This window comes from Rhodococcus sp. P4_F5 (genome assembly GCF_056401315.1).
The window spans coordinates 16,981-32,903 of record NZ_JBFUJP010000053.1; the positions used below are offsets into that span (position 1 = coordinate 16,981).

Annotated in this window: 4 protein-coding genes; 1 reads left to right on the forward strand and 3 read right to left on the reverse strand. The window is 71.0% G+C overall.

All coding sequences use genetic code 11. The annotated features are described in order from the left end of the window. Positions 1 to 186 precede the first annotated feature (186 nt). From AC1DU4_RS18980 to AC1DU4_RS18990, 3 genes are read right to left on the reverse strand one after another with little or no spacing between them, the layout of a single operon-like run. Positions 187 to 597 (reverse strand): SufE family protein, encoded by a 411-nt coding sequence (locus AC1DU4_RS18980; RefSeq protein ID WP_072843660.1) that lies wholly within the window; start codon positions 595 to 597, stop codon positions 187 to 189. Next, positions 594 to 1,496, reverse strand: a complete 903-nt coding sequence (locus AC1DU4_RS18985; protein WP_477842376.1) for a sulfurtransferase — start codon at positions 1,494 to 1,496, stop codon at positions 594 to 596. The genes AC1DU4_RS18980 and AC1DU4_RS18985 overlap by 4 nt, the downstream gene beginning before the upstream one ends. Before the next feature lie 43 nt (positions 1,497 to 1,539). Then, positions 1,540 to 1,857, reverse strand: a complete 318-nt coding sequence (locus AC1DU4_RS18990; RefSeq protein WP_477842378.1) for a hypothetical protein — start codon at positions 1,855 to 1,857, stop codon at positions 1,540 to 1,542. A 47-nt stretch (positions 1,858 to 1,904) separates the two neighbouring features. On the opposite strand from AC1DU4_RS18990, the gene AC1DU4_RS18995 reads away from it, so the two are divergent. Further along, the coding region (locus AC1DU4_RS18995; protein ID WP_477842380.1) for a non-ribosomal peptide synthetase at positions 1,905 to 15,923 on the forward strand (14,019 nt) is incomplete at its 3' end.

The window sequence follows — 15,923 nt, forward strand, 5'->3', positions numbered from 1 at the left end:
GGCAGCATCCAGGTCTCGCGAGTGGTGTGCTTCAGGCGTAGACCGAGCCGGTCCGGGAGGGTGGCCGGACACAGCGGCCTCCGACCGGAAATTCTACCGATGGGAGGACGGGCACGCAGTCCGACAGGGTCGGACGTCAGCTCACCGCATTGTGTGCGTCGTCGCGAGACGACTGGACTTCATTCCTTAAAGGTGTCGCTTGATTCGGGTCAACATGGCGGACATGCCCCGCAGCCGCAGCGGACTGACCGCGTCGGCGAGGCCGAGGGCAGAGTAGAAGTCGGAGGGCACGTCCAGGATCGACTGTGCGCTCTGCCCGTCCAGCCCCTGGTGCAGGATCGAGGCGAAGCCACGCGTCGTCGGGGCCTCCGGCGGCGCACTGAAGTGCAACCGCACGTGCGCGCGGTCGGTGGCGTCCACCGACAGGAACAGCGGCGACTGGCACTCCGGGACGGGTTCCATCGCGGCCTGCGCGAGCTCCGCGGGCAGGTCGGGCAGCTCGCGGCTGAACTCCAGCAGCAGCTGCAGCTTCTCCTGCCCGTCGACGGCGGCGAAGTCGTCGACGATCTCGGCGAGCGGGGCGGGCAGTGCGGTCACGACGCCCCGATCTCGGTCACCACGCCGGGTGCCTCGCCCTTGACGATGGGGACCCGCACCGCGTTGCCCCACTCGGTCCAGGAGCCGTCGTAGTTGCGCACCTTCTCGAACCCGAGCAGGTGGGTGAGCACGAACCAGGTGTGGCTCGACCGCTCGCCGATCCGGCAGTACGCGACCACGTCGTCGGTGGTGGCGAAGTCGGCGTAGATCTCCTCGAGCTCCGGTCGACTGCGGAACCGGCTGTCGGGGGCCGCCGCCTTGGCCCACGGGATCGACAGCGCGGTGGGGATGTGCCCGCCGCGCAGTGCGCCCTCTTCCGGGTAGTCCGGCATGTGGGTGCGCTCGCCGGTGTACTCCTGGGGAGAACGCACGTCGATCAGCGGACCCTCGCCGAGGTGGCCGAGGACGTCGTTCTTGAAGGCGCGGATCGACGCGTCGTCCCGCTCGACCACCGGGTAGTCGGTGGGCTGGTTCTCGGGAACGTCGAGGGTGGTGTCGCGGTTCTCGGCGATCCACGCGTCGCGGCCGCCGTCGAGCAGGCGCACGTCCTCGTGGCCGAACAGGGTGAACACCCACAGTGCGTAGGCGGCCCACCAGTTGCTCTTGTCGCCGTAGATGACGACGGTGTCGTCTCGGCGGATTCCCTTGCTGCTCATCAGCTTTGCGAAGGCCGTGCCGTCGATGTAGTCGCGGGTGACCGGGTCGTTGAGGTCCAGGTGCCAGTCGATCTTCACCGCGCCCGGGATGTGTCCGACGTCGTAGAGCAACACGTCCTCGTCGGACTCGACGATCTTGAGGCCGGGTGCCCCGATGTGGCCGGCGAGCCAGTCCGCGGTAACCAGCCGTTCGGGGTGGGCATAGGCCGCGAAGGCTGCATGGGAATCGGCGGCTACGGGCACAGGCGGGCTCCTGACAAGGCGGCGGGCGGGGGCGGCCTCAATTCTAGGCGGACGCAGCCCAGGCCGCCGCCCGCCTGGGCGATACCGCGATCGCCAGGCGTACCGCGATCGACAGATCCTTGCTACGGTACTGCACCTTGACCTGCATGGATTCATCGATGACCAAATGCGGGTGGCGCTTGTTCGGAAGTTGCACGATTGTCCAATACTCGTGCGCGATGTCCGCCGGATCTCGTATTCTCTGCGCACAGACACATGCCGATCCGTGTGCCCTGAACTGCAGCGTCCGATCCTCGCCGTTGACACGAAGGTTCCCCAGCACAGACCCCATATTTCCCCGATAGCTGGACACTTTGCCCAAGTGTCGAGTCTGGTGGGGTTCAGCAATCATTTCGAGAGGTTCTACCGGTGGTTCCTGCACGTGACTCCGTCCGCGAGTCCGACATCCTCAACTCTCCGCAGACGGATGCGAACGGTGGTGTGGAGGCGTTCCCACTCTCGGCCGCGCAGCGCGGGATCTGGTTCGCGCAGCACCTGCTGCCGGATGTGCCGATCACCATTGCCCAGTGCGTCGACGTGGTCGGCGACCTCGACATGGATGCGATGCAGGCGGCGGGGGCGCTCGCCTCGCGTGAGCTGGGCACCGGGATGCTCCGGATCGTCGAGCACGACGGCGAGCCCGCGCAGGTCATCGACGAGACGCTCAACGACCAGATGAAGATCGTCGACCTGCGTTCCGCGACGGATCCGGCCGGGGCAGCCGAGGACTGGATGCGCGCCGAGTACAGCGCCCCGATCGACCTCGTGACGGACCGGTTGATCGAGTCCGCGGTGCTGCGGATCGGGGAGGACCGCTACTACTGGTACGCCCGCATCCACCACATCGCGCTCGACGGGTTCGGCGCGATGACGTACATGAACCGCGTGGCCGAGCTGTACACGGCGGCGGTCGAGGGCAGGGCCGCCGCCGACCACAAGGCCAGTCCCGTCCGGGAGATCTGCGAGGACGAGACCCGCTACCGGGAGTCCGCCCGGTTCGCCAAGGACCGCGAGTACTGGGCGGAGCGGACCCGCGAGCTGCCCGAGCCGATCAGCCTCGCCGCCAGTACCGCGGCGGTCGGTCCGTTCTCGCTGGTGGCGGGAGGGCCGCTGGCGGAGGCCACCGAGGCCGCGATCGAGGCCAACGAGTCGGCGTTCACGCCGATCGCCATCGCCGCGGTGGCGGCCTTCCTCTCCCGGCTCACCGGTGAGAGCGACGTCGCGTTGAGCCTGCCGGTGTCGGCGCGGACCACCGCGCAGATGCGGCGGTCCGGCGGCATGGTGTCCAACGTGATCCCGCTCCGGGTCCAGGTCGGCCACGAGACGACGGTCTCGGAGCTCGTCGCCGCGGTGCAGCTGGAACTGACCGGGGCGCTGCGCCACCAGCGCTACCGCCACGAGGACATGCGTCGCGGGCTCGGCTCCGGCGCCGGGCAGCGTGGCCTCTTCGGGCCGGCGATCAACCTCATGATGTTCCACAGCGAGATTCGCTTCGGCGACCTGACGGGTCGGATGCGGGTGCTGACCACCGGTCCGGTGGAGGACCTGTCCGTCAACATCTACCCGAGCGTCGCCGGAAGCCGTCCGCACCTCGACTTCGAGGCGAACCCGAACCTGTACACCGCCGAGGACCTGCAGGGCCACCACGCGCGGTTCCTCGAGTACCTCACCCAGTTCGCCGCGGCGGACGGGGCGGCGCGGGTGTCCGGGCTGGACGTCCTCCACGACGACGAACGCGCCGAGTTGGTGCCGCTGCGTGGGCCCGCCGCGTCCGCCCCGCGACTGCTGCCGGACCTGCTCGGGGACGGCGCCGCGGCGAACCCGGACGGAATCGCGATCCTCGCCGGCGACGCGCGGGTCAGCTACCGGGAACTCGACGCCCGGTCCAACCAGCTCGCACGACTGCTCGTCGACCGGGGCGTCGGCCCCGAGTCGTTCGTGGCGCTCTCCTTCTCCCGGTCGGTCGAGGCGCTCGTCGCCGTCTGGGCGGTGGCGAAGTCCGGCGCGGCCTTCCTGCCCATCGACCCGGAGCTGCCCGCCGACCGCAAGATGCACATGGTCACCGACTCCGGCGTCCTGGTCGGGCTGACCGCGGCGGCGCTGCGCGGCGCGTTGCCGTCCTCGGTCGACTGGCTGACCACGGACGACGCGGAGACGATCGCCCGGTACTCGGCGCTGTCGACGGATCCGATCACCGACGCGGACCGGCGTCACGCCCTCTGCGTCGCCAACCCGGCGTTCGTCATCTACACCTCGGGATCGACGGGTCTGCCGAAGGGCGTGGTGGTCACCCACGCCGGCCTGGTCAACTTCGCGGCCGCGGCGCGGCCGGAGTTGGACATCACGTCCGAGTCCCGGGTGCTGCGCTTCTCCTCCGCCAGCTTCGACGCCTCGGTCTTCGAGATGGTGCAGGCCTTCAGCGCGGGCGCCACGATGGTGGTGGCCCCGCCGGAGGTCTACGGCGGCGACGACCTCGTGGACCTGCTGCGGTCGCAGCGGGTCACCCACATCATCTCGGCGCCGACCGTGCTCGGGTCGGTCGACCCGAAGGGGCTGGAGGACCTGCAGGCGGTGGTCGTCGGTGGCGACGTCTGCACGCCGGACCTCGTCGAGAAGTTCGCCGACGTCTGCAGCTTCACCAACAGCTACGGGCCGACCGAGACGACGATCGTCATCACGACCGGGCACCCGCTCGCGGTGGATGACCGGATCACCATCGGCGCCCCGATCCAGGGTGCGAGTGCCCTGGTGCTCGACCGCCGGCTGCGTCCGGTGCCGGTGGGGGCCGTCGGTGAGCTGTACCTGGCCGGCCCCGCGCTCGCCCGCGGGTACCACGACCGGCGGGGCCTGACCTCCGACCGGTTCGTCGCGAACCCCTTCGAGGAGCCGGGTTCCCGGATGTACCGGACCGGCGACGAGGTCCGGTGGACGAACGACCACGAGCTGATGTTCGTCGGCCGTGCGGACCATCAGGTCAAGATCCGCGGGTTCCGGATCGAGCTCGGCGAGATCGACGCCGCGTTGACCTCGCAGGACGGCATCGACTTCGCCGTCACCATCGCGCACGAGCGCAGCAACGGTGCGATCGCGCTGGTGTCCTACGTCCGGGCCCGCTCGGGCCACGCCGTGGATCCGACGGAGGTCATCGCCCGGGCGGGCGAGTTCCTGCCCGGCCACATGCTGCCGTCCGTGGTGATGGTGATCGACAGCGTCCCGTTGACCACCGCGGGCAAGTTGGACCGCCGCGCGCTGCCGATCCCGGTGTTCGGTGCGGCCACCGCGGAGTACCGCGAGCCGGTCACCGACGCGGAGAAGGTGATCGCGGAGGTGGTCGCGGACCTGCTCGGAGCGCACCGGGTCAGCGTCGACGAGTCCTTCTTTGCCGTCGGCGGAGACAGCATCATCGCGATCCAGCTCGTCGCGCGGGCCAAGGAGCGTGGACTGCGCTTCTCGGCGCGGGACGTCTTCGAGCGCAAGACCATTGCCGAGATCGCCAGGGTCGCGGTGCGGGCGGAGGACTCGGAGTCCGCGGCACTCGTGGAACTCGACGGCGCGGGAATCGGCACGGTGCCGCTGACGCCGATCGTGCACTCGATGCTCGCCCGCGGCGGCCCGGACAGGTTCTTCCAGGCGATCGCGCTGACGCTGCCCGACAACCTCGACCAGGCCATGTTGACCGCCGCGGTGACGGCCGTGACGGACCGTCACGACGCGCTGCGTGCGCGCTTCGTCCCCGGCCCCGACGGCTGGGTGTTCGAGACCCGGGCGGACTCGGTCGACCCGTCCCGGCTGCTGCGCAGGGTCGCGGTCGACGCGTCGCCGGGCAGCGCCGAGTTCGACGGCGCCATGCTCGACGAGTGCGAGGCCGCCGCGGGCCGGCTGGACCCGGCCGACGGGGTAATGCTCCAGTTCGTCTGGTTGGCAACAGAATCGGGCGAGTCGACCTCCGCGGGCCGGCTCCTGGTCGTCGGCCACCACCTCGTCGTCGACGGGGTGTCCTGGCGCACCATTGTCCCCGACCTCGCGCAGGCCGCGATGCAGGCCGCGGCGGGTGCCCCGCCGGAGCTCGCGCCTGTCGGCACCTCACTGCGACGGTGGGCCCACGGGGTGGCCGACTCCGCCCGTGACAAGACGTTCGCCGGCGAGATGGACTACTGGACAGAGGTTCTCGCAGGTCCGGACCCGGTGCTCGGCGCCCGGTCCCTGGACCCGGTTCTCGACACGGTGGCGACCGCCGAGCGGGTGCGGGTGGAACTGTCCACCGCCGTCACCGAGTCCCTGCTGACCAGCCTGCCCGGTGCGTTCCGGTGCGGCGTCAGCGAGGGACTGATCGCGGCCCTCACCGTCGCGGTGTCGGTGTGGCGCCGCGACCGCGGGCTCGCGTCGCCCTCGGTCCTGCTCACGCTCGAGGGCCACGGCCGCGAGGACGCCGCCGTCGCCGGCGCCGAACTCTCCCGCACGGTCGGCTGGTTCACCAGCATGTTCCCGGTGCGGCTGGACCTGGCCGCGGTGGACCTCGACGACGCGATCGTCGGTGGCGACGCGGCCGCCGTGGTGATGAAGGCCGTCAAGGAACAGCTGCACGCGGTGCCGAACCGCGGCGTCGGTTTCGGGGTGCTGCGGTACCTGGACGAGGAGACCGCCCCCGTGCTCGCGGCCCTGCACGAGCCGCAGGTCAGCTTCAACTACCTCGGCCGCACCGGTGCGGCACAGGTGCCCGAGTCGATGCGGGGCCTGGGCTGGATTCCCGACCCGGACGCGCCGGACCTCAACGCCGCGAGCGGGCCCGGCATGACCGTCGCCGCCGCGGTGGACGTCAACGCCATGGTCGACGACGGAATCGACGGGCCGAGCCTGTCGGCCACCTTCGCGTTCCCGGCGGGGTTGCTCTCCGCCGAGGAGGTCGGCGAGCTCGCCGACCTGTGGCGTCGCGCGCTCGAGGGGTTCGCGGCGCATGCCGAGCAGCCCGCCACGGGCGGGTTCACGCCGTCGGACTTCCCGCTGGTCCGGGTGGGTCAGGGCGAGATCGAGCGGTGGGAGCACAGGTACCCGCTGCTGACCGACGTGTGGCCGCTCTCGCCGCTGCAGCGCGGCCTGCTCTTCCACGCCGAGCTGTCGGAGCAGACGGTGGACGTGTACACCGCGCAACTGCGGTTGAGCCTGGCCGGTGTGGTCGACTCGAGTCGGTTGCGTTCTGCCGTAACAGATCTGGTTCGTCGTCACGAGAACCTTCGTACCGCGTTCGGTTACGCGGAGGACGGCACCGCGGTGCAGATCGTGCTCGACCACGTCGACGTGCCGTGGCGCGAGGTGGACGTCCGGGCGCTGCCCGAGCACGAACGGGAAGTGCGACTGCAGAAGCTGCTGGACGACGAGCGGACCGCACGGTTCCCGATGGACAGCCCGCCGCTGCTGCGGATCCTGTTGGTGCGCACGGCGCCCGAGCGGTACGTGCTCGCCGTCACCAACCACCACATCGTGCTCGACGGTTGGTCGATGCCGCTGCTGGTGCGGGAGCTGTTGATCTCGTACGCCGCCGGCGCCGACGTCGTGGGCCTGGCCCGGCCGCGCTCGTACCGCGAGTACCTCGCCTGGCTGGCCGACTGCGACACCGCCGCCGCCCACGCAGCCTGGGCGCGCGCCCTCGACGGCGTCACCGAACCGACCCTGCTCGCGCCCGTCCGGGCGCCGGGGGAGCAGGGCCCGCTGCCCGAGGAGTTGATCGTCGACCTGCCCGCCGGGCTGGAGGACGGGATCGGCCGGATGGCCCGCGAGCACGGGGTCACGGTGAACACCGTGATCCAGGCGGCGTGGGGGCTGCTGCTGGCCCGGTTGCTCTCCCGAGACGACGTCACCTTCGGCGCCACTGTGTCCGGACGCCCGCCGCAGCTGGCCGGCGTCGAGTCCATGCTGGGCCTGTTCATCAACACCGTGCCCGTCCGCGTCCGCATCGACCCGGACGAGCCGGTCGCGGAGTTCCTGTCCCGCCTGCAGGGCGACCAGGCGGACCTGCTCGACCACCACCACGTCGGACTCGGCGACATCCAGGTCGCAGCCGGCCTCGGCGAGCTCTTCGACACCCTGACGGTGTTCGAGTCGTACCCCGTCGACAAGTCCGGGTTCGACGAGAACACCGACATCGGCGGGATGCGGGTACTCGACCTCGACGCACACGACGCGACGCACTTCCCGCTGACGTTGATGTCGGTCCTCGACCCGCGGCTGCGACTGAACCTGCGGTTCAGCCCCCTGTCCTTCGACCGGGACGCCGTGACGCTGTTGGCGTCCCGGCTGATCCGCATCCTGGACACGATGGCGACGCACCCGGCCCTGGCCGTCGGGGAGATCGACCTCTTCGGCGCGGGCGAACGGGACCGGATGCTCGGATTGTCGAGGGGCGCTCGGATGCCCGCCGACGACCGGTCCCCGGTGGCGCTGTTCGGCGCCCAGGCCGACCGGTGCCCCGACACCGCCGCGGTGGTGGCGGGCGAGACGTCGCTGACCTACTCGGAACTCGACGAGCGTTCGACGGCACTGGCCGCCGAACTCGTCCGGTTGGGGGTCGGCGTCGACGACGTGGTGGCGCTCGTGCTCCCGCGGTCCGTGGCGTGGGTCGTCGCGATGCTGGCGGCGTGGAAGGCCGGTGCGGCGTACGCGCCGGTCGACCCGACGTACCCGGCGGACCGGATCGAGTCGATCCTCGAGGACACCGGTGCGCGGTGCGTGCTGAGCGCGTCGGCCCGGGACCTGCCGGTCCCGGTCGTCGCGATGGACGAGTTCGCCGGGACCGGTGAGGTTTCCGCGCGTCCGGTCGACCGGTGGCGTGAACCGGGGGCGGGACTGCGGCTGGGCTACGTCATCTCCACCTCGGGTTCGACGGGCAAGCCGAAGCCGACGCTGGTGCCGATGGCCGGCATCGAGAACACTCTGGCCTGGTACCGACGCGAACTGCCCGCCGTCGGCGGACTGCTCATCGCGTCGTCGCCGAACTTCGACCTGACGCAGAAGAACGTGTGGGCCGCCCTGACCCAGGGGCGCACGATCCACCTGGCGGCGGACGGCTTCGACCCGTGGGACATCCTGCGGATCGTCGGCAACGGCGGAGTTCAGGTGGCGAACATGTCGCCGAGCGCGTTCGAGGCGGTCGTGGACAGCGATGTCGACGGCGTCCTCGCGGGGCTCGACATGGTCGTCCTCGGCGGTGAGTCGATCCGGGTCGGCAAGTTCGCGGCACTGATGAATTCCGGTCTGCGCGTGGTCAACAGCTACGGCCCGACGGAGGCGTCGGACGTGGTGTCGTGCCACCCGGCGTCGGCCGCGGACGTCGCCGGCGTGCCCATCGGACGCCCGGTCGCGAACCTCGACCTGTACGTGCTCGACCGTCGGCTGCGGCTGGTGCCGGCCGGGGTGGAGGGTGAGCTCTACGTCGGCGGCGTCGGCGTCGGCCGCGGCTACGGTGGCCGGTTCGACCTGACCGCGGACCGGTTCGTCGCGAACGCGTTCGGGGGGCCCGGCGAGCGGATGTACCGCACCGGCGACCTGGTGCGATGGAACGGCTCGGGTGAGCTGGAGTACATCGGGCGCTCGGACTTCCAGGTCAAGCTGCGCGGTCAGCGCATCGAGCTCGGCGAGATCGAGTCGGCGCTCACGCGCGGCGGTGCGGTCGGTCAGGCCGTGGTGCTGCTGCGCGGGGGCGTGGGCGGCGAGTACCTGGCCGGATACGTGGTGCCCGCGCCGGGCGTGGAGGTCGACCGGGCGGGCGTGCTCGAAGCACTGGGACGCGACCTGCCGGCGTACATGGTGCCGTCGGTGCTGGTCGTCCTCGACGAACTCCCGCTGAACGCGAACGGCAAGCTCGATCGGAAGGCGCTGCCGGAACCGGAGTTCGCGGGCGCGGAGTTCGTCGCCCCCGCCACGGCCACCGAACTCGTGGTCGCGCGGATCTGCGCCGAACTGCTCGGGGTGCCGCGGGTCGGTGCGTCAGACAACTTCTTCGATCTCGGTGGCAACTCGCTGCTCGCCACCCGGCTGCTGGCACGTCTCGACGCGGAACTCGGTGTGCGGGTGAGCGTCCGAGAGCTGTTCGAGGCACCGACGGTCGCGGGACTGTCCGCCCGGCTCGACGACGCCACCGACACCGGTGTGCGCCGGCCGCTGGTCCGGGCCGAGCGTCCCGAGCGGATCCCGCTCTCGCCCGCGCAGTCCCGGATGTGGTTCCTCAACCAGTTCGACCCGGGTTCCGGCGCGTACAACGTGGCGGTGGCGCTGCGGTTGAGCGGTGCCCTCGACGTCGACGCGTTGCGGGACGCGGTCAGCGACGTGGTCGGTCGGCACGAGTCGCTGCGCACCCGTTACCCGGACTCGGTCGACGGTCCCAGCCAGTTGATCCTGGCTGTGGACGACGTCGACGTGGACCTGCGGGTGGCGGCGGTGTCGCCGGCCGAGCTCTCGGACCGGCTCCTGGCGGAGGCCGCCGGCGGGTTCGACGTCACCACCGCCCCGCCCGTCCGGCTGCGCCTGTTCCGGGCGGCCCCCGACGAACACGTGCTCTCGATGGTCGTGCACCACATCAGCATCGACGCCTGGTCGATGCAGGCACTGGCGCGTGACGTCATGGTCGCGTTCGGTGCCCGTGCGCACGGAGTCGCGCCGTCGTGGCAGCCGCTGGACGTCCAGTACGCGGACTACGCGCTGTGGAAGCAGGAGATCCTCGGATCGGAATCGGATCCGCAGTCGCTGGCCGCTCGCCAGCTCGGGTACTGGTCGCAGAGCCTCGCGGGCCTGCCCGACCTGCTGCCGCTGCCGCACGACCACCGGCGTCCGCCGACCCCGAGCTACCGGGGCGACACGGTGCCCTTCACCATCGACGCGGACCTCTACCACGGAGTCCGTGAGATCGCGCGGCATGCCAACGCCACGCCGTTCATGGTGCTGCACACGGCATTGGCGGTGCTGCTCGCGCGATTGAGCGAGTCCAGCGACATCGCGATCGGCACCGCGGTCGCCGGCCGCGGCGAGTCCGCGCTCGACGACGTCGTCGGCATGTTCGTCAACACCCTGGTGCTGCGCACCGAGGTGGGCTCGGCGCGGTCGTTCGACGAGTTGGTCCGTGAGGTCCGTGCCGTCGACCTCGCCGCCTTCGGGCACGCAGACGTCGCGTTCGAGCGTCTGGTGGAGGTCACCGCACCGGCCCGCTCCACCGCACACCACCCGCTGTTCCAGGTGGTCTTTGCCTTCGAGGACCTGCCGGTCGACGGGTTTGCCCTGCCGGGTCTGCAGATCGGGCGCGAGCCGCTCGACTTCGGGGTGGCCAAGTTCGACCTGCAGCTGACGGTCAGTGAGCTGCTCGACGCCGAGGGCGCGGCCGCCGAGTTCGTCTACGCCACCGACCTGTTCGACGAGGCGACCGTGCGCGAGTTCGCCACGCGCTTCCTGCGGATCCTCACCGCCGCGGTGCGCACGCCCGCGGTCCCGGTCGGCGACATCGAGATCCTCGATGCGGCCGAGCGAATGTCGTTGCGGGAGTTGGGCGCGTCGCCGTCCCTGCCGGAGCCGGTCGGCCCGACCCTGGCATCGTTGCTGGCACAGGCCGTGTCGGCGAACCCGGCCGGGGACGCGCTGTCGTTCGAGGGGACAGTTCTGTCCTACGCCGAGTTGGATGCCCGCTCGAACCGGGTCGCGCGTGAGTTGATCGCCATGGGCGTGGCACCGGAGTCGTGTGTGGCGGTGGCCCTGGAGCGGTCGGTCGAATCCGTCACGGCGGTGTGGGCGGTCGCCAAGACGGGTGCGGCATTCCTGCCGGTGGATCCGACCTATCCGGCCGAGCGGATCGAGCACATGCTCTCCGATTCCGGTGCGGCGATCGGTCTCACGGTGGAACGGAGCCGAGGCGCGCTCGGCGAGTCGGTCCGGTGGCTGGTGCTCGACGACGCGGTGGACGCGGAGCGAGTCGCGGCCAGGACCTCGGCGACGATCACCGACGGCGAGCTGTCCGGAGTGGTGCGTCCGGAGAATCCGGCCTACGTGATCTACACGTCGGGGTCGACGGGCGTCCCGAAGGGCGTGGTTGTCACGCACGCCGGTCTGGGTGCGTTCGCGAGTGACCAGCGTGCCCGGTACGGGGTTCGCAGCGACTCTCGGACACTGCACTTCGCGTCGCCGAGCTTCGACGCGTCGATCCTGGAACTGATGATGGCGGTCGGCGGCGCGGCCACGATGGTGGTGGCGCCGACGCAGGTCTACGGCGGCGACACCCTCGCCGGGCTGCTGCGCGCGGAACGCGTGACGCATGCGTTCGTGACGCCGGCGGCCCTGGCGACGGTGGACCCGGCGGGCCTCGACCTGCTCGAGGTGGTCGTCGTCGGCGGCGACGCCTGCGAGACGTCGTTGGTGGAGCGGTGGGCGCCGGGACGGAAGATGTTCAACGCGTACGGGCCGACCGAGTCGACAGTGGTTGCGGCCCACTCGGATCCGATGGTGCCCGGTGCTCCGGTGACGCTGGGTGGCCCGGTCGTCGGGACCGACGTCGTGGTGTTCGATGCCCGGTTGCATCCGGTGCCGGTCGGTGTCGCGGGTGAGCTGTACCTGTCGGGCGCCGGGTTGGCGCGTGGCTACCATGCCCGCCTGTCGTTGACGGCGGAGCGGTTCGTGGCGAACCCGTTCGGAGCGGCCGGTTCGCGGCTGTACCGGACCGGTGACCTGGTGCGCTGGACGCGGGAGGGGACTCTCGAGTACCTCGGACGGACCGATGCCCAGGTGAAGATCCGCGGCCACCGGATCGAGTTGGGTGAGATCGACGCGGTGCTGTCTGCCCATGCGGATGTCGACTTCGCGGCGACGGTCGGATTCGACGGCCCGGCCGGTGGCCGGTCGCTGGTCGCGTACGTGCTGCCGCGGGCGGGCGCCCCGGTGGACACCGCCGCGCTGACCGCCTTCGTGCGGGATCGGTTGCCGGAGTACATGGTGCCGGCGTCGGTGACGGTGCTCGAGACGGTGCCGCTGACGCCGGGTGGCAAGCTGGACCGGAAGGCTCTGCCGGCGCCGGTGTTCGAGGTGCGCGAGTACCTGCCGCCGGGGACGGCCACCGAACAGGTGGTTGCCGACATCTTCGCCGAGGTACTCGGGACCGAGCGGGTCGGCGCGGACGACGACTTCTTCGCGCTGGGCGGCAACTCGCTCAGCGCGACCCAGGTGGTGGCCCGGGTCAACGCCACCGCGGGCACCGATCTGCGGGTTCGGGAGGTCTTCGGCAACTCGACCGTGGCGGGCCTGGCGACCCTGGTGGACACCCACGAGGCCGCGGACCGGATCCCGCTGGTCGCGGGGGAGCGGCCGGAGCGGATCCCGCTCTCACTGGCCCAGCAGCGGATGTGGTTCCTCAACCGATTCGATTCCGCGTCCGCGGTGTACAACATCCCACTCGCGGTCAGGCTGACCGGCGCCCTGGACGCCGCCGCGCTCGCGGCCGCCGTGCGCGACGTCATCGACCGGCACGAGTCCCTACGCACCCTCTTCCCGGACTCCGATCAGGGTCCGCAGCAACGAATCCTGGCCGGCGCCGAGGTGGCGCTGGACCTCACCCCGGTCGACGTCGACGGTGAGGACGAGTTGCGGACCGCGATCTTCGGTCTTGTATCCGGCGGCTTCGACGTGACCGCCGCCATCCCCTTGCGCGGCGGCATGTTCCGCCTCGACGCGAGCGAGCACGTGCTGGTGCTGGTGGTTCACCACATCAGCGCAGACGGCTTCTCGACCCTGCCGCTGGCCCGCGACGTGTTCACCGCCTACGAGGCCCGGACTCGTGGCGAGTGCCCGGACTGGGCGCCGTTGGCGGTGCAGTACGCGGACTACGCGCTGTGGCAGCGTGAGGTGCTCGGGTCCGAGGACGACCCGGAATCGCTGGCGTCGGTCCAGCTGGCCTACTGGGCGGAGCGGCTGGCCGGCGTCCCGGGCGTGCTGGAACTGCCCACAGACCGATCCCGGCCGGCGGTCGCGTCCTACCGCGGCGGCCGCGTCGACTTCGTGGTCGGTGCGGAACTGACCGAGCGACTCAACGGTCTCGCGCTCGAGCACCGCTCGACCCTGTTCATGGTCCTGCACGCGGCGCTCTCGCTTCAGCTCGCCCGGCTCAGCGGCTCCACCGACATCGCCGTCGGCAGCCCGATCGCCGGCCGCGGCGAGGCGGCGCTGGACGACGTGGTGGGCATGTTCGTCAACACCCTGGTGCTGCGCACCGAGGTGGACCCGACGCTCACGTTCGCGGACCTGCTGGCCCAGACCCGCGGGGTCGACCTGGCCGCATTCGGGCACGCCGACGTGCCGTTCGAACGCGTCGTCGAGGTCGCCAACCCGCCCCGCTCGCAGGCATATTCGCCGCTGTTCCAGGTCGCGCTGTCGCTGCAGAGTCAGGGCGTCGGCTCGCTCGAGCTGCCGGACGTGCGGGTGACGATGCTCGACCCGGAGATCGACGTCGCGAAGACCGATCTGGAGCTGACCTTCCGCGAGGGCGGGGAGGGCATGTCGGGCTCGTTGACCTACGCGGCGGACCTGTTCGACGGCGGCACCGCGCAGCGGTTCGTCGACCGGCTGGTGCGGGTGCTGGGCTCGGTCTCGGCCGACCCTGCGGTCCTCGTCGGCGAGGTCGACCTGCTCGACGGGGGAGAGCTGTCGGTGCTCGCGGAGCGGGCGATCGCGACGCAGCATCCGGTCCGGCTGATGCCGGAGATCCTGAGCACGGGCGCGGCGCTGGACCCGGAGAAGGTCGCACTGACCATGTCGGGTACCCAGATGTCCTACGCGGAGTTGGACGGGTCGTCGAACCGTCTTGCCCGGCTGCTGATCTCGCGGGGTGCCGGACCGGAGTCGGTGGTGGCGCTGGCATTCCCGCGGTCGGTGGAGTCGGTGGTCGCGATGTGGGCGGTCGCCAAGACCGGCGCGGCGTTCGTGCCGGTGGATCCGGCGTTGCCGGACGCGCGGATCGAGCACATGCTGACCGATTCCGGTGCGGCGCTGGGGCTGACGGTGGCCCGGGTCCGCGACCGGCTGCCGGACATCACCTCGTGGCTCGAGCTCGACGGCGACGTCTCCGAGGGGCTGCCGGACGGCCCGGTCGCGGATGGTGACCGGACGGCACCGCTGTCCGCGGACAACGTCGCGTACATGATCTACACGTCGGGGTCGACGGGTACGCCGAAGGGCGTGGCGGTAACCCACACCGGACTCACGGCATTCACTGCCGAGGCACGTCCGGAGATGGCGATCACCGCCGCGTCGCGGGTGCTGCGACTGTCGTCGGCGAGCTTCGACGCGTCGCTGTTCGAGATGCTGGGCGCGTTCAGCACCGGCGCGACCATGGTGGTCGCGCCGCCGGAGGTCGTGGGCGGTGACGAGCTCGCGGTGCTGTTGCGGGACGAGCGGGTGAGCCACGTGATGAGTGCGCCCGCGGCGTTGGGGACCCTGCGCGGGGAGGACCTGCCGGACCTCGAGATGGTGGGAGTCGGCGGTGACGTGTGCCCGCCGGAGTTGGTGGCGCGCTTGGCGCCCGGCCGTCGATTCGTCAACGGCTACGGCCCGACCGAGACCACGATCGTCATCACCCTGACCGAGCCGTTCTCTGTCGACGACCGGATCACCATCGGTGTGCCGATCGGCGGTGCGGGCGCGGCGGTGCTCGACGCCCGGCTGCGGCCGGTGCCGGTCGGTGTGGTGGGTGAGCTGTACCTGTCCGGTGCCGGGCTGGCACGGGGGTATCACGAGCAGGCCGCGTTGACCGCGGGCCGCTTCGTCGCGAACCCGGGCGGCCTGCCCGGTAGCCGGATGTACGCCACCGGCGACCTGGTGCGTTGGACGCCCGACGGACAACTGGACTTCGTCGGCCGCGCCGACTCACAGGTGAAGCTGCGCGGGCTGCGGATCGAGCTCGGCGAGATCGAGGCGGCGCTGGCCGGTTGCGCGGGGGTGGCGCAGGCGGTCGTGATGGTGCACGAGGACCCGCACACCGGGCAGCGGCTGCTCGGTTACGTGGTGGGTGAGACGGATTCGGCGCTGGATCCGCAGGCACTGCGCGATGCATTGTCCAGTTCGTTGCCGGCGTACATGGTGCCGGCTCAGGTGGTGGTGCTCGACGAGCTCCCGCGCACGGTGGTGGGCAAGTTGGACCGGAAGTCCTTGCCGGTGCCCGAGTTCGAGGCGAGGGCCTTCCGGACGCCGTCGACGCCGATCGAGGAGATCGTGGCCGGCGTGTTCGCGGACGTGCTCGGGGTCGAGCGGGTCGGCGCCGACGACGACTTCTTCGCCCTCGGCGGCAACTCGCTGATCGCCACCCAGGCGATCTCGCGGCTCGGCGCCGCGCTGGACACGCAGGTGCCGGTGCGGGTGCTGTTCGAGGCC